Raw genomic sequence first — 18,913 nt, 5'->3', positions numbered from 1 at the left:
TTCGTGTTTCCCGGACACACCACCGCTGGTCGGCGCATACTCGACTCGAAGGTCGCACGCTGGAGGTGGTAGCGGTGGGCCGAGTCGATCCCGAACAGCGCCGTACGGCGACCGAGCGGTTGCGCCAGCTCGCCGACTCCGGGCAGCTCACCGCCCGGCACGTGCGCCTGGTCGCCACTGGCTGCGGGGTCAGCGAGCGCACCGTGTGGTGGTGGATCGATCCCCACGCGCCGCGGGCCGACGGCCGGGCCCGGTCCGGGTACCGGCTCACCGACATCGACCGCGCCGCCTACGCCTTTTACCGCGGCAACGCCACCGCCGTGCACCGCGCCCGCAGCTCCGTCATCGGGGGCACCGCCCCGTCGGCGGGCGTCCCGATCCCCGACTCCCTCGCCCAGGGGTGGCAGAATGCGCGGCCGGTGTCCGTGCACACCCTGCGCCGCGCGTTCGCCGACCAGCTCACCCCGGCCGAGGTGGCGTTGTGGCGCTCGGGGGAGAACGCCCGCCGTAACGCCGACGTGTACCTGACCCGCCCGCCCTCGGTGCGCAACCAGGTCTGGGAGGCCGACCACAAGCAGCTCCCGATCCTGGTCATGCCGCCCCGGGGCGCCCCCGTGCGGCCGTGGATGACCACGGTCCTGGACGACGCCACCCGCGCCCTGGTCGGCTGGGCGATCACGCTCACCCCGCACGCGGGGACCGTGCTGACCGCGATCCGCATGGGCCTGGTCCACGACGCCGAGCGCGGCCCGTTCGGCGCCGTCCCGGCGATGGTGCGCATCGACCGCGGCCTGGAGTTCGCCTCCGCCGCCGTGTCCGAGGCGCTCAAGGCGCTGGGGGTGGACGTGCACCGGCTCCCGGCCTACACCCCGCACCGCAAGGGCAAGGTCGAGCGGTTCCATCGCACCCTCGAACAGATGCTGCTGACCACCCTGCCGGGGTTCACCGGCGGCCCCCGCGACGCTGCCGGGCGCCTGCACGGGCCCGTGGACGACCGGCCTGCGGCCCGCGCGGCGGCCGAGACCGCCGACGTGCGCCCGATGGGCATCGACGTCCTGGTCGAGCGGGTCCGCGACTGGGTGCGCTGGTACAACACCGCCCACGAGCACGCGGCCCTGGGCGGGCGCTCCCCGGCCCGCGCGTGGGAGGCCGACCCCACCCCGCTGGCCAGGATCGACCCCGAGCGGCTACGCCACCTGCTGCTGGCCGGGGCCGAACGCACAGTGGTCAAGGACGGCATCCACTTCGCCAACCTGACCTACCTGGCCCCAGAACTCCAGGGCCGGGGCGGCGAGCGCGTCCAGGTCCGCCACATGCCCCACGACAACCGCTCCATCGAGGTCTACGCCCGCGGCGAGCACCTGTGCACCGCCTACCCCCAGGCGCACCTGACCCCCGAGCAGGTCGAGGACTTCCGCGCCGCCGCCCGCGCGGAGGCCAAGCGGCTGCGCGCGGCCCAGCGCCGCAGCACCCGGCACTCGCGCGCCGAGCTCGCGCCGATGACCGGCGCGGCCCCGGCCGCCGAGTCGCGGCTGGTGCCCGCCGCCGACGGCGACGAACTCGCCCGACGGCGCTCCGACCAAGCGCTGGCCGCCAAGTCCAGCACCAGCCTGCTGGGCCTGGTTGACCCCACCCTCCACCCCGTGGTCGAAGAGAGCGAGAACCCGTGAGCGCACCCGCCCACTTCATGGGCCTGACCGGCGCGGCCACCCTCAACACCCGCTACTTCCAGCTCACCCGCCGCGCCGTGGCCGACCTGGTCGCCCACCAGGCCACCGGCGTCATCTACGGCCCCGCCGGGACCGGCAAGACCTTCGCCGTCACCGCCACCGTGGCCGAGCACGCCGACACCCAGCCGGTCGTGCTGGCCTTCCCCTCCCACCCGTCCATGCGCGTGGTCGCCGACGAGCTGCTGTTCGCCCTGACCGGGGAGCGCGCACCCGCGCGCCGCAACCGCTTCCAGCTCGTCAACTCCCTCATCGACCACCTGTCCGGCCTGTCGCGCCTGGTCGTGGTCGACGAGGCCCAGCGCCTGACCGGCGACTGCCTCGAACTCCTGCGCCATCTGCACGACCACCCCGACACCCGCTTCGCCCTGCTGTATGCGGGCGGCAACGGCTGCTGGGAGGTGCTCTCGCGCGAGCCGATGCTGCGCTCGCGGCTGTTTCGGATGGTGCCCTTCAAGCCGATCCCGCGCCGCGACGTGGTCGCCCTCATGCGCGCCTACCACCCCATCCACGCCCAGGCCGCCGAAGAGCTGCTGCTGGAGGTCGACGACACCTTCGCCCACGGCACCCTGCGCGACTGGGCGTCCTTCACCCACACCGCCGCGGCGCTGTGCGCTGAGGAGGGCACCGACACCCTGGACGCCGCGGTGCTCGCCAACGCCTACGCCCTGCTGGGCGGAGGCGTCGATGGGTGAGCTGACCCTGGTCCACAACCCAGGGGACGAACCCCTGCCCGGCATTCACGACCAGCGCACGAGCGCTCCTCCAGACGACCTCACCTACCTGGTCATCCGCCCCACCCCTCAGGCCACCGGCGCCCGCTCCCTGATCCGCGACACGATGCGCGCCCTGGGAAAAGACCCCCACACCCTGCCCGCCGGCGCCCACCGTGACCTGTGGCGGCTGGTGTGGGCCTGGATGCGCGCCCACGGCGTGCGCCACGTCGTCGTGGACCGCGCCCACCTGCTCACCGGCGAACAGATCCGGGCCCTGGTCGAGCTGGACTATGACCTCATGCTGATCTGGAGCGCCTCCCGGGCGCCCCGCTCCCTGCCTCTGGGGCAGGGGCGGCAGATGCGCGTCCTGGGCACCTACGCCTTCGCCATGACCCTGGGCTCCTTCCTGAGCCACAGCCCCGAGCCCGCCGCTCACCACCCCACGCTGGACGTCCCCGACCTACCCCAGGTCGACTTCCCCCGCTTCCGCGCCGCCTGCCGCGACCGGCTCGCCCCCGCTGCCTTCGCCCGCGTGGACCAGGTCTACCGCGCCGCCCACGCCCACACGCTGGAGTGGGAGCGCACCGTCCGAGGCACCGGCGACTTCCACACCCTGCTCACCGCGCACCTGCGCGACGACCTCGTCGGCGACCTGGTCGATTCCCGGCTCGTCCTGGTCCGGGTGCGGGCCACCCAGGCCGCCCTGTTGCGCGCCGGGTGGCTGCTGCGCTGGAACACCACCCGGCTGGGCCCCGACCCCGCCGCCGCGCTGCGCGCCCACCTGGGCCGATTCCACGCCCGCAGGCTCTACCGCCACCACCGCACCGACCACGTCGCGGCCACCGTCCTGGCCCTGCACCTGGACCAGCCCCCGCGGTTCTTCGACACCCTCACCTGCCAGGACGTGGACTTCACCGGAGCCCTGCGGTGGCGGCACACCCCCACGGTCCCCAACTACCCGCCGCGCTACTCCGCCCGCCCTCGCCGCGCTCCCCGCTTCCCGAGCCGCTGCGCGAGTACAACAGCACCGAGTACGCCGAACTCACCAGCCCCGTGCGCCTGCCCGAGCACACCCGCCTGTTCCTGGCCGCCCATCGGGCCCACCGCCACCTCCAGGGAGCCATCGACACCGACCCGTTCTTCGTCCACCCCGACTGCGTCAGCTACCCCCGGCACAGGAACCCCATCCCGGTCCTGCTGGCCGGGGTACGCGCGCTCTGCCGCGACGTGGGGGCCGACCGACCCTGGCTGCGCACCGTGCGAGACCACCACGGCGCCGTCGCGCCCCGCCTGGGCGGGTGGATGCGCAACCGCGGCCTGTCCCTGACCCGCCTGACCACGGGGCAGGGATGAACACGCTGCTGATGCGCCAGCGCATGGCCCAGTGCGGCGCGACCCTGACCGAGATCGCCGACCTGCTGGGCGTGCACCCCCACCACCTGGACGACGACTCCCTGAGCCGTCTGCCGGAGTTGCCCACGCGGGCGCTCATCGAACTCGCCCGCTTGTTGGACCTGCACCCCGCCGACCTCGTTCCCGGCCTGGAGCCAGTGCTCTCCCACACCCGCCAAGGCGCCAGGCCCGAGCAGGACCCCGCCGTCGGCGAGGACGCACGGGTGGTGCTGGCCGCGTTGGTCCACGCCGGGGCGCCGTTGCACACCCACACGCTGTGCCAGGCGCTCGACTGGCCCCAGGACCGGCTCCGGGCCGCGCTCGACCACCTCCAGGACCGCCCCGAGGCGGCCGGGCCGCTGGCGCTACGCCGCACCGGAGCGCACACCTACGTGCTGGGGGCGCGGATGGACGTGCTCACCGGCCAACAACGGGCCGCGCTCACGAGCGCCGCCGGGCGGGTGCACCCGATCGGTGTGCAGGAGGCCGCGGTGCTCGCCGCGCTGCTGGGGTTCGGTCCGGCGCCGCGCGGCGCCGACTGGAGCGCGGGCGCCGAGGGCCTGGCCGACGCCGGACTGACGGCCGTCACCGTCGAGGGGGAGCTCGCCGTCGACCCGGCCGTCCGGTTCAGCCTCCTCCCCGAGCACGCACCGTCAGCACAGGAGGAGACGGAGGACGAGTACTGACATCCCCATGCTCGTTGCTCACTGACGTGTTCGTGCTCGATCCACTGACATCCCCGTGCTCGTCAACAGGTGGGCCGGGGTTGTCTGGAGGTGACTCCTCTGAGAAAATCTGGGTCTGGGTGAGCCTTGGTATCTCTACGAGATACGGCGGCACGGCCGCCGAAAAACCGACCCGGGAGGAGGGGAAGATGTCCGCGATCGTCGACATCGGCCCCGGCACCCGCGTCGGTATCGAGAACGAACAGGTCGACTACCGGCTGGCGGAGGCGTGCGGGGAGAAGCACGCCCACGACGCCGCCCTGGACTACCGGCTGAACCGCCCCCGCGGCCAGTACGGGGTGGAGCGGATCGGGCGCGGCTGGGACGCCGAGTTCGACCGCCGGCCCGGCACCACCCTGGACAGCCAGGCCGAGGTGGACGAGGTCCGCGCGATCATGGCGGGCATCCACCCGCAGACCGGCCAGGTGCTCCTCAAGCCGAAGCTGGCCGTGGCCCCCGCCGCCAAGCTCGGTGGCCGCGAGTTCGTGGAGGCCGTACACGAGGCCGCCAGCCGCAGCGGCATCACCGTCGAGCAGATGCTCGCCCACGACGAGAAGGCGGCCGAGCGCTTCGCCCGCCTGGAGCGGGTCCTGGCCCGGCGCGGGCAGACCCACCGCGCTCCCGTCGCAGACCTGGAGCAGGTCGCCGCCGCAGCCGGGGTGGCCATGGAGGAGGTCTATGACGCCGAGGAGCTGGCCAAGGCCCGCGCCCACGCCGACGACCGGGTAGAGGTCGGTTGCAAGGGCCGCGACCTGGTCCTGACCCGTCCCCGCACCCCCGACGCTCTGGGCGGCCTCTTGCCCGAGGAGATGGCGCTGCGGATGGACGAGCTGTGGATGGACAGCGTCCGCCGGGGTGCGCGGTTGCTCGAGGACTGGTGCGCTTACGGGATGGCCGGCCACCACGGCGACGGCCAGCGCGCCCGCAGGGTGGACACCACCGGTTGGGCGGCCACCATCACCTGGCACCGCACCACCCGCTCCATCGACGGCGGTATCGGCGACCCGCACTTCCACGCCCACGTCATGGTTCCCAACCTCGTGCGCTGCGAAGACGGCAAGTGGCGGGCGGTGGCCAACGGCGGCCGCGACCTGTACCGGCACTGCCAGGCCATCAGCGAGCTGGTCCTGGCCCTGTACCGGCACGAGGTGAGCGCCGAGTACGGCATCGGCTGGGAGTGGCGCGAGAAGACCCGCCAGTGGGAGATGAAGGGCTTCCCCGAGGACCTGCGCCGCCTGTACTGCCGCCGCTCGGCCCAGATCGAGGCCGAGGTCGGCGCCGAGGCCACACCGGGGCAGCGCCGCGCCGCAGGCAAGCGCACCGCTGGGGCCAAGGTCCATTCCACCCGCGCTGAGGAGCGCGCGTTCTGGCGCCAGATGGCCGAGCAGGGCGGGTTCAACGTCGACCAGGTCATCCGTGACGTGCTCGGCTACGAGCCGCCCGAGGACGGGCTGGGGCCCGCGGGCACCCCGCCGCCGGACGAGCCCGATCTGGACCAGGTGTGCGCGCGGGTGTGGGATCCCGAGACCGGCGCCACCTCCTCGGAGAAGACGGCCTCGGAGGCGCAGCTCCTGGCGCGCGTGGCCCGGGCCTGCCCCACCGGGCTGTCCGACGCCGAGGCGCTGCGCACCCTCACTGACCGGGTGCTGGCCTCTGACCACGCGGTCGCCCTGCCCCACGCCGAGGGCGGGCCGCTGCGGCACACCCGCCGGTACACCTCCTCGGTGATCGTCAAGGCTGAGCGCACCATCGTGGCCTCGGCCACCGAGCGCCTGGCCGAGGGCGTGGCCACGGTGCCCGCCCACCAGGTCCAGGAGGCCATCGAAGCGTTCACGGCCGACCGTGGCCACGGCCTGGACGAGGAGCAGGACGCGCTGGTGCGCCGCCTGGCCGGCGCCGGCCACGGCGTGGAGGCCGTCGTCGGCATCGCCGGGAGCGGCAAGACCACGGTGATGGACGCCGCGCACCGCGCCTGGGCGGCGGCTGGCCTGTCCGTGCACGGCGCGGCCACCGCGGCGGTGGCCGCGGCGAAGCTGCGCGCCGAGTCCGGGATGACCTCGAGCACCGTGGCCGCTCAGGAGGAGCGCATCGCCCACGGCTCGGGCCTGGAGGGCGTGGACGTCCTCGTTGTGGACGAGGCGGCCATGCTCAACGACTTGGCTTTGGCTGACCTAGTGGTCGAGGCCGGGCGCACCGGCACCAAGCTCGTCATGGTCGGTGACCCCAAGCAGTTCCGCGCGATCGGCCCCGGCGGGGCGTTCAAGCGCGTCCACAAGCTGGTGGGCGGGCTCACCCTCACCCAGAACCGCCGCCAGAAGGACCCCGTCGAGAGGGCCGCCCTGCGGATCTGGCGCGAGGGCGAGCACGCCACCACCCTGGCCATGTGGGCCGAGACCGGCCGCGTGGTGGCCACCGACACCCTGGCCGAGACCTACGCGGCCATGGTCGCCGCTTGGTGGACCGACCGGGCCGCCTACGCGAACGTCCACGACGCCCTGGACGGCGTGCTCATGCTCGCGGCCACTAACGACCAGGTTGACGCCCTCAACGAGCGCGCCAGGGTCGTGGCCCGCCAGGACGGCCACCTCGAGGGCGCCGACGTCGAGTTCTGGTTGTCGCGCGGCGACCGGCTGGACCTGGCCGTCGGCGACCTGGTCCGGGTCCGCAAGAACGACTACCGCCAGGGCGAGGAGGACGTCCTCAACGGCTACCGCGGCCGCATCCTGGAAGTCAACGCCCGCCGCGGCGCGCTCGTGGAATGGCGCCAGGGCTCCAAGACCACACCGTCGTGGATCCGCCCGGAGCAGATCGCCGACGGCGGCCTGACCCACGCCTACGCGCTCACGATCGCCGCCGCCCAGGGCCTGACCGTGGACACCTGCCACACCCTGGGCCTGGGAGCCGACGCCCATGCCGCCTACCCGGCGATGAGCCGGGTCAAGAAGCGCAGCACCCTGTACCTGCCCGCGGCCGAACTCGAGTCCGAGGAGGTGCACCGCCAGCTCGGCGAGGCCCGCACCGGCGAAGAGCGCCTGGACCGGGTGATCACCGCCTACCATGCCACCCTGGTGGACGAGGACCAGGGCATGGTCACCGACCAGCTCGACGGGCGCTCCCCGCAAGACGCCGCTCCCACGCCGGTGGTGCGTCTGACCCTGGAGCAGGCCCACGCCGGCCGGGGCCCCACCGCGGCCGAAGCCGCCCCGCGCATCGAGGAGCTGCGCCGGGAGCTAGCCGCCGCCCAGGAGCGGGTGGAGGCCGCCCACACCGACCTCGTCCAGGCCGCCGCGCAGACGCCGCGGCGGTGGGGACGCCACTCGGCCGAACGGCGCGTGGACGACCTGCAGGAGGTCCTGGACCGGGCGCGCACCCACCACCAGGACCTGGCCTGCCAGCTCCAGCAGGTCAAGGCCGAGGCCGTGGCCGCCGACGTGGCCATCGCCCGCCGCTCGGCCGCCGCACCCCGGCGCCCGGTGGTCCGGCCGCGCGGTGGAACTCCGCTGGATCCCGCCGTGCAGGGGGCACCCGGGCAGCACCCCGCGCAGACCGCCCCGCCGGTTGCGGCGGAGCGGTCAGTGCGGCGGCCGCGGCACGGAGGCTGACACTTCTCGTTCTCGGGATCAGCAGAAGATCCCCAGGCCGAGTCGATCGCGTTCGTCCCCTCCCCGGACCTGGTAGACGCCGGGCTGGATCTCCCTGGACAGCGCACGGAGTCTCACAGCGATGTCGTGCGGCCAGCAGGTCTCCCGTGTCCACACGACTCCGGCCAAGTTCGCCAGGTCCTCATGTTCAAGGGCGAGATGGGACAGATCTGCCCCGGAGACGTCCAGGATGGCCGCGTCCTTGCTGCGAGCCAGCGCAAGGCCACGAGCAACATCGAGAGCTTTCCCAAGGACACGTCGGAGATCGACAGCCCCGGAGAGGGCGTTCGCGAGCGCACGGGCGTGGCCCCGGGCCCGCTTGGACCCGCCGGCGCGGGGGCTGTTGCACCCGAGGTCGAACAGCGCAAAAGAGAGATCACGACTGTGAGCGGCTGCCTCGGACAGATGACTGCTGAACTCGCTGCAAAGAGCAGCAATAGGGGGATCGAAAGCGAGAACGCCAGTGAGCTGGCGGATGAGTGTGCTGGCGCCCTCGAAGTTCTCGGTGGAATCCCGTGTGAGGTAGCAGGCGAAATGGAGGGAGCGCTCATGGTCAGAGCCCAACCATTTGGTCTTGTCGAGGGTGCGGGCGAGGAATGTCGCCCGGTCAGAGTCGATGAGGGCATCGAGGCTTCCCACAGCTTGGATCGCTGCGGTGAGGAGGCGGGCGCGGTGGCGCTGCATGATCGCCTCGACCGCGATGTCGCCGCGTAGCACCCGATCGGCGGGAACTTGCTCGTGTGTAGGGACGACCTCCTCCTGCGACATGATCGCCAGGAGAACGTTGGTAGGTGTCGTGGTGGCACTGACGTGGTCCAACAGCTCAGCGTCAGCGGCGGCCAGCGCGGCATCTAGCTGGTCGTCTGTCAGTTCTCGGTTCGTACCGAAGACACTCATGGGTTTCCTCCTTCCTGCAGCGCGGCGGGGGCCAGCTCACGAGCCAGCCGCCGGCGGGCGCGTTTGAGCGCATCCCGGGCCTGTTGCGGTGTGAGCCCCAGATAGTTGGCCGCTTCGACCGAGGTGAAGCCGTCCATGCAGAAGGCGATCACAGCGCGGTCCGTCCTTTCCAAGCGATGGATCACCTGCAGGACATGGAGCGTCTGCGCGGTTAGCTCCGCGTGGCCGGGGTGGCACTCCGGCCGCTCCGGGAGCGGTGTCTCAGGGGCAGTCAGCGGCCGTTTCCTCGGCCCGGGAGGGCGGCGGTACTTGTTCAGGGCGACCTGGCGAATCCACCCGTGAGGATTGTCGATCTTCTGTCCGGGAAAGTGGATCTGCCTCCATGCCTCCAAGAAGGCTTCCTGTGTCGCGTCCAAAGCGTCGTCCTTCGTGGCCCCGTAGCGAATTAGAAACCGGATGACCTGGTGGTACTGGTCATCGATGAACCATAGGAAGGCCGCCCGAGCCGATTCGTCTCCCGTGCGGCTGCTGAGTTCACTGAGAGCATCGGTGTTGTGCTCATCGTGGGTCATCGAGGCGCTCTCCCCGGCAGCCTTGCGCAGGGCCAGCGATATCGATCACCAATCCGCGGCTGCCGAAGTCGATGACCCGGCTGCCGGGCGGGAGACGGCGTACGTGGTCGCCTCGAACCTTTTCCCGAGCCTGGCGGCGGAGTCGGTGCTCTCTCAGCGCTAGGCCCATACACGTGCCGCCCATCCCCGCAACGGCGGCAACTACGGAGGCCACTATGGTCGGGTCCACTGCCTCACCCCTTCTACTCATGCCCACCAGCAAGGCGTGATCTGGCGGCTCCGTTCTCTTCATCTTGGTAGTGGCCGAACGCGGGGTCGATCGGGAGGCTACCCCTGAAGTTTTTGAAGAAGGTGGCCCGCGCTGCGCATTCGCAGGACAGGCCACCTCCGGGAGCCGGTCGGGCCAGGGGCGCTCCTGGCCCGCTGCGAAGGTCAGGCGGTGGGCCGCATGCGGCCGCCCCGACGCGGGCGCGGGGCGGTGGCCGGGTCCTCGACCACCGTGAACCTCTTCAGACACAGTCCGCACAGGATGGGGCCCGCGTCGAGCTGGGCCGGGGTGACCGAGAGCCTGCGCGGCTCGGCGCAGGAGCACTGGGTACTGAGGCGCGCCCCGGAGCGAGCCGGGGCCGGCTCGGGTTCGGGGTCCTCGCCCGGGCCGGGTGGGTCCAGCTCCACGCGGGTCGTCTCCCCCGGGTCCTCGCCCGGCACGATCTCGGGCAGATCCGGTAGCTCCGGCAGATCGGGGAGTTCCCACCCCTCCAGCGGTTCGGCCAGGTAGGGCAGAGCCGCGGCGTCGAGTTCCTTGATCAGGTCGCGGTAGCGGTGCACCGTGGCCTCGGTGATGGTGCAGGCACTGAACCCGCGCTTCTTGTCCCGCTTCTTCGGGCGCTGCAGGCCCAGCTCCTGGGCCAACTTCAGGAACTCGCCGTTGTGGTACCGGTTGCCCTCGTCGCAGGTGTCGACGATCCTGCGCACCTTGGCCAGGGCGTGAGCCGCTTCGTGCAGCATCGTCTGCAGCAGTCGGTCTCCCCCGTCGTTGAGGAGTTCCCCCGCGATGAACAGCTCGGCGCGCGGCCGCCCATAGGCGTCGTGGCGCCAGCGGCCCGCCCAGTGGTGCCCCCACGTGATAGTGCCGGGCTCTGAGACCAGGTAGCCCGAACCGGTCACGACCGTCACCTCCGGCACCTCGGGGTGGTCGTTGCGGATCCGCTCCCAGGCCCGCTCCAGAACGGTGACGATGCCGCTCCCGGTCAGAGCCGTCGCAGGCGGGGAGTTGGTGTCCTGCTCAGCGGTGTCGGTAGTTGCGCTCATCGTTCCTTCCTCGAGACGAAGTTCCCATGCACATGGGAACACAGTGGCGATGAGAAGAGCGGCTCGTCAGGGTGGCGAGCCGCCGGTGAATCAGGGCTTACGTGCAGGTCAGGGTCGGAGACCGTGGCCGGGGCGGCGCTGGAGGTTGTGCTGCGGCGGAGGCTCCGCCATGTGCGGCGTATCCGACCGGGTGGGGGTCGGGGGGTTCTCTAGCCGCGCGGCGGACAGCCCCGCGCGGCGCCGCCGGGGTCCGGTGACGGGCTCGGGTGCGGCTGCGGGCAGGGAGATGTTCGGCAGCTCTCGGGGGGTGTCGTGCGGGGTCGCCTCCAGGCGCGCGGAGTGCTCGCTGATGGCTTGGCGGGCCTCGGGTGCGTGGGGGAAGGCGATGTGGGCGGCTTCCTGGGCCCGTCCGGCCAGGCGGTCCAGGGTGGGACGGGTCGGCTCGGTGACCTGGCCGCGGTGCGCCAGCTCACGGGTGTGCTCGACGTACAGACGCAGCCAGGCGCGAGCGACGCCCGGGGAGGGGAGCGCGTCCCGCTCGGTCTTGGCCGCAGCGACGGCCGCGCCGGGGGTCGGGTCGGTCCACCGCCCGTCCGGGCCCCGGGTGTTGGTGTGCAGGTCCTCTCCCGAGCGGGTGGTGACGTGCAGCCGCTGGGTGCCCTCGGTGTCCTCGGCGGCCTGCAGTGCCGAGGGCACCATCCGGTAGGCGCTGTCGTGCGCCGTGGCCGGTGTCCACCGGGGCGCAGCCCCTTCCTCGGGGTGCAGGAACCGTCCCAGGCTGGCCAGCAGGCTGTCCCGGTAGGAGGTGGCCACCCCCACGACCTCGACCCGGTAGCCGGCCGCGGCGAACCGGTCGATGGTCTGGGCGACGGTGAGCGGGTCACGGAAGACGCCCTCCAGCAGGAGGCTGTGGCGGTTCTCGAGGGCGTAGTCGATGCAGCGCCGCACCCACGCGCCGGAGGCCTGGGATGTGGCGTTGGGCATCAGCCAGGGGTGGTCGCGGGCGAGCATCTCGAAGTCGTCGTGGAACGGCCGCAGGTCGTCCCCCGACAGCGGCACCAGCTCTCCCGCGCGCTCACGGGAGACAGCCGCGATGGCGCTGCTCTTACCCGCCCCGGGCTGACCGCCCAGCAGCACCAGGGTGGGCTCCTCCAGGTCGGAGGGGTAGCCGCCGAAGACGGACTCGCGGACCGTCTGGGAGCGGTCCTCGCTGTCGGCGGGGCGGTCGAAGATGTGGTCGATCCGCTCCTCCGGCAGATGGAAGTCGGAGGCCTTCACCCCTCCTCCCGTCGTAGCTCGCGCAGCTCGGTGCCGTACCGCTCGGTGAGGTCGGTGACCGCTTGCAGGTCACGCGGGTCGACGCGCAGCACCTCATCGCGCACCTCACGCATCCGCGCGTTGTACTGCTCCTGCGCCTCGGGGTCTCCGACCGCCGCTCGGCCGAGCGCGATGTAGCGGGCCTTGAGGGAATTGACCGTGTCCTTGAGGACGTCGTAGGCGACGGTGGTCCGGTGCTCGTGCAGGTACTCGTCTTCGGTTTTCTTCATGTGCTGTCTCCGGTCTCGAGGCGTGGTTCCGCAGGTGGGTGTACGTGTCTCTCGGCTCGTCAGAACGGGGGATCGAGGGGTAGGTCGGTGGACGACACCTCAGCGGGAGCATCCTGGGAGGTGAGGGCGGCCAGGGCCCCGGAGACGGTGTCCCCGCTCCCAACGGCGATGCTGGCGTCGGTGGCGTCGAAGGCCCGGGCCGTGACGAAGTAGACCGGCCCCTCCTCGGGAGTGCGAGCGGTCTCGTCCAGGACCAGCTCGATGCGACCTCCCCAGTCCAGGACCTGGTTGGAGTCCACAGTGGCGGCGCCGCCCTGGCGAGAGACCTGCCGATGGGCCATGACCATCGCGTCCTCCAGATGAGCGGCAGCGGTGGACAGGTCGTCGGACAGGTGCCAGGACTCCTCGGGGGTGCGGGCCAGTGCGGCGGCGACCTGCTCGCCGGCGGTGACGATCCCGTAGAGGATCTGGATCTCGGGACGGGCATCGTCGTGGACGTCGACCACCGCGGCGAGGTGGGACAGGGCGCCGCGCAGTCGCGCCAGGTCGGCTGAGGGGCCGCCCGTGGTGATGGCGGCCAGCTCGGTCTCGACGTGGCGCCAGCGCCGGTGGGCGCTCTGGCGGGTGATTCCGACAGCGGTGGCGATGCGCTCCCAGCTCACGCCCTGACTACGCAGGACGCGGACTTCGGTGGTGAGAGGGCCGCTGTCGTCGGACTCGGCGGCGATCTCGTGTAGGCGCAGCTCGGGCACCTCGCGGCGCACGTGCTCGCCCCACGCGCGAGCGAGGCCGTGCTCGGGCGGGTGGTAGTGGTTGCCGCTGGCCCACCCGCAGGTGCAGACGGCGGTCCAGACAAAGCCGCTCGCCCCCATGTCCGGGGACCAGGGAACGGAGTCGCCGCCCACTCGGGCGTAGACGATGGCGGTGTGCGCGGCCGCAGGGCCGGGACCCTTCCACTCCATGAGCATCCTCCGTGTCAGCTTTTTGCTGACACAAGTCTGTCAGCAAAAAGCTGACAGGACAAACTGCCTGGACATGCTGACTCACCGGATCGCCGTGATCCCAGGCAAACTGAGCGGTGGAGCTCAGAGGGTGTCGTGCGTACGGGGCGACGTGGTCGGCTAGCGGTCCGCTGGGAAGATTTCTCGAAGGATTCCAGGCACGGCGGAGTAGGACACGAGCTGGCCATCGCGACTGGAGCACTGACCCCGTCACAGGCGCCGGGCGCAGTCAGGCACTCGTGACGCCCCAGGTCAGCCGAGCTTGGCGTGACAGGTTCAGCATCGCCGTTGCCACACTTAAACAGTCTGATGCCGACAATCCGAGAGCAATCCGCGAAACAACCAACGGTACGAGATAAGTTTTCCAGTCTTCCCAATTCCCGAATCCCGCTCGGACATAGTTTTCTATAGATTGCCCATCGTCTATACTCGAGCAGAAACACAAAGAGGGGCCCGTGGCGGCTGGTCCGGCAAGACAGCGCCGCCACGAACCCCTTCACCGCCTCGTGGCGGCCCCGCTGTAACTAACAGCTGGGCCGTCTACGAGGGGTCACCCGAGAACCACCTGGCTACCCAGAGGATGAACCGGCCTACGGCCAGCACGGCTGCCAGAGCCCTGATGGCTTCGATCGCCCTCTGCCGCCAACTCCGTGGGTCCTCGGTCACACCCGTGTTCATGGGTGCGCTCCTCTCGTTCGGCCGCCTTAGCCCCGGATGGGCATCGGTCGACTCGCGACACCGACCGATCGAGCCGAGTTCGAGGAGAATTTAAATATACCCACCGCTAACGCGGAAGACAATTTCCGGTGTGCCAGAAATGGTCTGCTGCATTATCCGACATATTCGCTCGACGTAACCCCAGGTCACAGCGCTCACCCGCATCGGGGTCCGGCCGATGCGGTGGCAGCATCGACCTCCACCCACGAGCGAACACTCCCGATGTAGTTGCGGTTCGTCCTGCTGGGCGACCCTGCACAAGAACCTTGGAGGGCATCCACCGGATCGCCGATCTCTGGCGACGTCCCGGCCTGCAGACCCTCCCTGCGCATGGGGTTGTGCTCCCAGTCGTCGGCGGGGCGGATGTAGGCGTCCACGGCGGTGGAGGTGGGCTCCCACCGTTCCTGGCGGGCGATCTGGGCGCGGGGGACCCGGCCATTGCTGAGGTGGTGGCCGATCCGGCCCGCAGGGAGTGAGCGGTGACGCCCTTCAATTCAGCGGCCGCGGCCAGGCGCTGGACGATGAGGTTGATGCCCGCCCCACTCATGCGCCCGGTGCCGCGCAGGGTCGCCCCGGGTATTCCGGCCAGGCGGCCGCGGCGGTCCACGCCGCACAACAGCGGCCCCGCGGTGAGGCCGTGCTCGGCCAGGGCCTGGATCCAGGCGCAGGTGGTGCGCACCGTGGCGCCGGCCGAGTCCTGGTCGGTCTTGGGGGTGGCGATGAGCACCTCCAGACCTTCGCGCGAATCCGCAGACAGAAGTGTCAACCCTGCGTGGCAGAGTGACCGCATGCCCGAGTCAGCAGGCGGTCGCCTCTCCCACATGTCCCCCTCTGCCGACGACAGCAGCGGCATTCCCGCTGTGCCTGGCCAAAAGCCGCGCTACCTCATGGTCACAACAGCAACCGAGCTCCACACCATGGACACCGGCGATCTGGTCGCGACCCTCGAACATCGGGCCAAACGCCTGTACACGACCATCACCAAGAGCGCCGAACGCACATCGTGGAGCGCCAGTATCAAGACGGTGACCGCCGTACTCCTGGAGGCCGGCCTCGACGACGTGCTGGTGCTGCTGGAAATGAGCACCCTCATCAGCCACAAGCGGATCGACATGGTCCTCCTCGGCTCCCACCCCCGGACAGGGACGATTTCCCTGGTGATCGTGGAGAACAAGCAGTGGTCGTGGATGCGGCCGAACACCGACACAGGACTCGTCGACCACCCCGGATCCCCCGCCCAGGGCAGTCTGCACCCCCTGGACCAGGCATGGGACTACGGCATGAGTCTGGCCCGGAACCTTCCCATGCTCAGCGACAACTGGACCTGCGTCGCCAACCTGCACAACGCGCCGCCCGAGCAGATCACCAGCCCCGCCCTCCCCGCGGACATCGATCCCGACCGGGCCAAGATGTTCGGAGCCGGCCCGCAGCAGAGAAGGGACCTCGCTGAATTCCTGGCCTCGGTCATCTCAGGCCGCCGGGCGACCACGCACCTTCGCGCACTCAACGCTGCCCACGTGCGCCCCACCGACGAGCTGATGCGCTCCGTGCCCGCGATGGTGCGGAGCAGGGGCGCGTTCTTCCCCCTCCTCGATGAGCAGCGCGAGGCCTTCCGCCGCATCGCCCACGTTCTGGACCAGAAGTTCACCGAGAACGACAAGAACGTCTTCATCGTCATCGGTGGCCCGGGCACCGGCAAGAGTGTCCTTGCCCTGGAACTCCTCGGTCACTTCAACCACATCGGCAGCGCCGCCGTCCACGCCTCGGGCAGCAGCGCCTTCGCTAAAGCACTGCGCAGCCACGTCGCCGGCGCTCGCGGGGAAGCCGAGGAGATCTTCACCTACTTCAACCAGCACCGGCACCGAATCCGCAACCAGCTCAACGTCCTGCTGTGCGACGAATCGCACCGGCTGCGCAAAGACTCCAACGGCCAGTACATGGCCAGGGAATACCGCTCGAACACACCGCAAGTACACGAGCTCATCGACGCAGCACGGGTGCCGGTGTTCTTCCTCGACCCCTACCAGGTCGTCCGACGCGACGAGGTCGGCACCCCCGAGACCATCCAGCAAGCCGCGATCCAGCTCGGCATCCGCGAAGACAACATCCACCAGATCGACCTCAAGACCCAGTTCCGCCAGAGCTCCTGCCCGGAGTACCTCGACTGGCTCGAGGACCTGCTCGGCTACCGCGACGCCGCACCGGGGCCGTGGGGCTACCAGGGCCCGTTCCAGCTCCTGGCCGCCGACAACCCCGCCGAGATGGAGGCCTACCTGCGCCTCCAGGTGGCACGCGGCCGCACAGCGCGGATGGTGGCCGGATACTGCTGGCCCTGGACGAAGAGGGCATCCCCCGACGGAGGCCTGGTCGAAGACATCAAGATCGATGACTGGGAGTGTGCCTGGAACTCCCACGCCCCCCGGAAGGGCATCCCCGGCGCGGACACGTGGGCGACCGATCCCCGAGGGTTGGACCAGGTCGGCTGTATCTACACGGCCCAAGGCCTCGAATGGGACTACTGCGGCGTCATCATGGGGCACGACTACACCTGGGCCGGATCAGGATGGCGAGTTCAACGGGGAGAGGACCGCATGATCTGGGGGGACAACCTCCACGCCATGGTCCGCAACATCTACCGCGTCCTCGCCACCCGCGGCAGAGACGGCACGGTGCTTTACTCCACCAACGCCACCACACGGCAGCTGCTCACGTCTCTGGGGGTTCCGCCCCTCGCACCCGCACTGAAGAGGCTGAAGGAACAGAATCCTAACGTCGCCGTACGGCGACGAGCGCAGAGGCTCACCTTGTTCTAGGTGGTGCGCCACTCGTGCAGCTACGGTGAGCCGCCACGTACTTTTCAGTGTTCGCCGATGGCGCCATCGACTGCGGGTGGCAGCCCTCAGGCTGGTAGCCGCAGCCAGGTAGTAGTAAACGTGGCGAGCTCCTCCGTCAGGTCACCGGGATGGTCCAGGGCGGGCCTATCAGGGTGAGCCGAACGCTTCTTCGTGCCGGTGGCCTGGAGTGATACGCCTCGCACGGATATCACGCCAAGGTGGCCCCGCCAGGCTGACGCCGGCGGGACCACCTTCCTGTCAGGCCATCGAGGGGTTGGGGCCGGACGGGGCTCGCCACCCCTGCTGGTCGCCAGCCTTCCGCGATGCGGGCGCCTTGCGTTTGGCGATGGCGATCCGCGTACAGACCGCCTCCCACGCCGCCAGCTGCTCGGGGTCGGTAACCCCGCAGCCGCGCACGAACGCCAGCACCGGGATCAGCGGCGGGCCCCCGGCCTCGGCTTTGAGGACCTTGTTGATCGTGTTGTAGGACCGGTGCTCGTGCTTGGTCGGATCAACTCCTTTGGGGATGTGCGCGGACCGGTCGGCGATCTCGCGCAGTGAGGGGTTGCCGGCGCGGATGCGCAGGCACTCCAGGGCCTCGATCAGTTCCAGGTGCGTGCGAGCCTGGCGCGGGTCGGTCGCGGCTTCCGTGGGATCTTCCAGGAAGGACTCCGCGCTGTGGGCGTACCCGCGCCGCTCCAGCATGGTGCGGCTCACAGGCAGCAGGCGCCGGTCCGCCACAGGCATCATGATCTCCTCGTACTCGGCCAGCGCCGCAGCCAGGGAGCCGTAGTCGGCGGCCAGGCCGCCGCCGTAGGCGAACAGGGAGGCCAGTATGGGCCACCTGCCGTGGTCCTTCGTCGCGGCGCGCAGGGCGTGGATGTCGCCGTGCACGACCGCGCTCACCACCGGCTCGGGGATGCCCAAGTCGACGGTGCTGGTGCGGCGGAAGGTGTTCTCGTCGGCGCCGGCTCTGGCGCGCATGTGGAACAGGACCGCCCGAAGGCGGTCCTCGCAGGAGAACTCCGAGAGGGGATGGGTCTGATCGAGGATCGTCTTGGTGAGCTCGGGGCCGCGTGCGGCGTGCTCCCCCACGGGCCGCTCTAGCGGACGTAGAGGCGGCGGGCGGCTCTGACCGATGCGTAGGCCAGTGCTGATGCCGCGGCCACGGCAACGGCGACGTCATGGCCTGCGTGGACCGCGTAGACCGCAAAGCAGACGATCACGATGACCACGATGATCTTCAGTGCCGGGCGCCCCTGGTCAGGGGGCGCGGGCATCGGGTGGGAAATGTCCACCAGTGTGTCTCCTCATTGAGAACGTCAAACGCAGGGGCTGACCACTGACACGTCGGTGGCTTCGCCGCCTGGCGACCGGGTGAAGGACGTTTCGGGAGTCGCGGTCCCGAAAGCGCCGTTCCCAGAACTATGCCAGCTCCCAGAGTCACAGAAGAACATCGCGGACATCAGACGCATCATGCGCCACTCATATCTTCGATACACCCGTTCTGAAATGCGCAAACGTACTTCAGGAGATGGTTGTGGATAACCATTATTTCTTGTCACGCACAGCATCATGACACCGGATAGCTCGCAGGTGTGTTTTACTGCTTTCGGGTACCCAGAAGCGTCCGCTATGCCCGTTTTAAGGGCCTTGGGTGCTTTGAGAGTGTCATCTCGACCGGGTGATATCTCGAAGGCGTTGTCAGCGATCCGTCGCGGGGGAGCTGACGTTCTGCGGGGCCGCCAGGAGAGTCCCCCGACTCCTGGCGAGTCCCCGCGGCGTGTGATCAGCGCTGTCACACCGCGCCCCTCGGCACCGTCGAGGCGGGCG

At 70.4% G+C, this 18,913-nt stretch carries 14 protein-coding genes; 6 read left to right on the top strand and 8 right to left on the bottom strand.

What is annotated here, in order from left to right:
• Positions 1–74: 74 nt before the first annotated feature.
• The 5 genes from NOSIN_RS00165 (at position 75) to NOSIN_RS00145 (ending at position 8,162) form a co-directional block, all read left to right on the top strand.
• Complete coding sequence (locus NOSIN_RS00165) at positions 75–1,670, top strand: Mu transposase C-terminal domain-containing protein (protein ID WP_077688786.1); 1,596 nt, start codon at positions 75–77, stop codon at positions 1,668–1,670.
• Positions 1,667–2,422 carry an ATP-binding protein gene (locus NOSIN_RS00160; RefSeq protein ID WP_077688785.1) on the top strand — a complete coding sequence of 252 codons (756 nt, stop codon included), beginning with the start codon at positions 1,667–1,669 and terminating at the stop codon, positions 2,420–2,422. Before NOSIN_RS00165 ends, NOSIN_RS00160 begins: the two co-directional genes overlap by 4 nt.
• Positions 2,415–3,770, top strand: coding sequence for a hypothetical protein (locus NOSIN_RS00155; protein ID WP_077688784.1), 1,356 nt, complete (start codon positions 2,415–2,417; stop codon positions 3,768–3,770). The genes NOSIN_RS00160 and NOSIN_RS00155 overlap by 8 nt, the downstream gene beginning before the upstream one ends.
• A gap of 22 nt (positions 3,771–3,792) precedes the next feature.
• Positions 3,793–4,521 (top strand): hypothetical protein, encoded by a 729-nt coding sequence (locus NOSIN_RS00150; protein ID WP_077688783.1) that lies wholly within the window; start codon positions 3,793–3,795, stop codon positions 4,519–4,521.
• 188 nt (positions 4,522–4,709) lie between these two features.
• The gene (locus NOSIN_RS00145) at positions 4,710–8,162 is read left to right on the top strand and encodes an AAA family ATPase (RefSeq protein WP_077688782.1); all 3,453 of its coding nucleotides are present in this window, start codon (positions 4,710–4,712) and stop codon (positions 8,160–8,162) included.
• An 18-nt stretch (positions 8,163–8,180) separates the two neighbouring features.
• On the opposite strand, the gene NOSIN_RS00140 is transcribed toward NOSIN_RS00145, so the two are convergent.
• From NOSIN_RS00140 to NOSIN_RS00115, 6 genes are all read right to left on the bottom strand, one after another.
• Entirely contained in the window at positions 8,181–9,098 is a 918-nt protein-coding gene (locus NOSIN_RS00140; protein ID WP_077688781.1) for a hypothetical protein, read from the bottom strand.
• Positions 9,095–9,670 (bottom strand): RNA polymerase sigma factor, encoded by a 576-nt coding sequence (locus NOSIN_RS00135; protein ID WP_077688780.1) that lies wholly within the window; start codon positions 9,668–9,670, stop codon positions 9,095–9,097. Before NOSIN_RS00135 ends, NOSIN_RS00140 begins: the two co-directional genes overlap by 4 nt.
• A 432-nt stretch (positions 9,671–10,102) precedes the next feature.
• Positions 10,103–10,981 carry a hypothetical protein gene (locus NOSIN_RS00130; protein WP_077688779.1) on the bottom strand — a complete coding sequence of 293 codons (879 nt, stop codon included), beginning with the start codon at positions 10,979–10,981 and terminating at the stop codon, positions 10,103–10,105.
• Between the two features lie 108 nt (positions 10,982–11,089).
• Complete coding sequence (locus NOSIN_RS00125) at positions 11,090–12,259, bottom strand: zeta toxin family protein (protein WP_077688778.1); 1,170 nt, start codon at positions 12,257–12,259, stop codon at positions 11,090–11,092.
• Positions 12,256–12,528, bottom strand: coding sequence for a hypothetical protein (locus NOSIN_RS00120; RefSeq protein WP_077688777.1), 273 nt, complete (start codon positions 12,526–12,528; stop codon positions 12,256–12,258). Before NOSIN_RS00120 ends, NOSIN_RS00125 begins: the two co-directional genes overlap by 4 nt.
• A gap of 59 nt (positions 12,529–12,587) precedes the next feature.
• Positions 12,588–13,490, bottom strand: coding sequence for a hypothetical protein (locus NOSIN_RS00115; RefSeq protein WP_077688776.1), 903 nt, complete (start codon positions 13,488–13,490; stop codon positions 12,588–12,590).
• A 1,643-nt stretch (positions 13,491–15,133) separates the two neighbouring features.
• Here NOSIN_RS00115 and NOSIN_RS00110 point away from each other — a divergent pair.
• Positions 15,134–17,059 (top strand): DUF2075 domain-containing protein, encoded by a 1,926-nt coding sequence (locus NOSIN_RS00110; RefSeq protein ID WP_170293735.1) that lies wholly within the window; start codon positions 15,134–15,136, stop codon positions 17,057–17,059.
• A 279-nt stretch (positions 17,060–17,338) separates the two neighbouring features.
• On the opposite strand, the gene NOSIN_RS00105 is transcribed toward NOSIN_RS00110, so the two are convergent.
• Positions 17,339–18,175, bottom strand: a complete 837-nt coding sequence (locus tag NOSIN_RS00105; protein ID WP_077688774.1) for a hypothetical protein — start codon at positions 18,173–18,175, stop codon at positions 17,339–17,341.
• Positions 18,176–18,183: 8 nt separating this feature from the next.
• Positions 18,184–18,378, bottom strand: coding sequence for a hypothetical protein (locus NOSIN_RS00100; protein WP_077688773.1), 195 nt, complete (start codon positions 18,376–18,378; stop codon positions 18,184–18,186).
• Positions 18,379–18,913 lie beyond the last annotated feature (535 nt).

The sequence above is a fragment of the Nocardiopsis sinuspersici genome (assembly GCF_001998325.1).
GTDB classification, from domain to species: Bacteria; Actinomycetota; Actinomycetes; order Streptosporangiales; family Streptosporangiaceae; genus Nocardiopsis; species Nocardiopsis sinuspersici.
This window is presented reverse-complemented; position numbering and strand designations above follow the sequence as displayed.

Excerpts from the sequence above, each read along its gene's own strand:
- NOSIN_RS00120 (WP_077688777.1), bottom strand. The coding sequence starts at position 12,528 with ATGAAGAAAACCGAAGACGAGTACCTGCACGAGCACCGGACCACCGTC.
- NOSIN_RS00115 (WP_077688776.1), bottom strand. The coding sequence starts at position 13,490 with ATGGAGTGGAAGGGTCCCGGCCCTGCGGCCGCGCACACCGCCATCGTC.
- NOSIN_RS00150 (WP_077688783.1), top strand. The coding sequence starts at position 3,793 with ATGAACACGCTGCTGATGCGCCAGCGCATGGCCCAGTGCGGCGCGACC.
- NOSIN_RS00155 (WP_077688784.1), top strand. The coding sequence starts at position 2,415 with ATGGGTGAGCTGACCCTGGTCCACAACCCAGGGGACGAACCCCTGCCC.
- NOSIN_RS00135 (WP_077688780.1), bottom strand. The coding sequence starts at position 9,670 with ATGACCCACGATGAGCACAACACCGATGCTCTCAGTGAACTCAGCAGC.
- NOSIN_RS00140 (WP_077688781.1), bottom strand. The coding sequence starts at position 9,098 with ATGAGTGTCTTCGGTACGAACCGAGAACTGACAGACGACCAGCTAGAT.
- NOSIN_RS00130 (WP_077688779.1), bottom strand. The coding sequence starts at position 10,981 with ATGAGCGCAACTACCGACACCGCTGAGCAGGACACCAACTCCCCGCCT.
- NOSIN_RS00145 (WP_077688782.1), top strand. The coding sequence starts at position 4,710 with ATGTCCGCGATCGTCGACATCGGCCCCGGCACCCGCGTCGGTATCGAG.
- NOSIN_RS00110 (WP_170293735.1), top strand. The coding sequence starts at position 15,134 with ATGGTCACAACAGCAACCGAGCTCCACACCATGGACACCGGCGATCTG.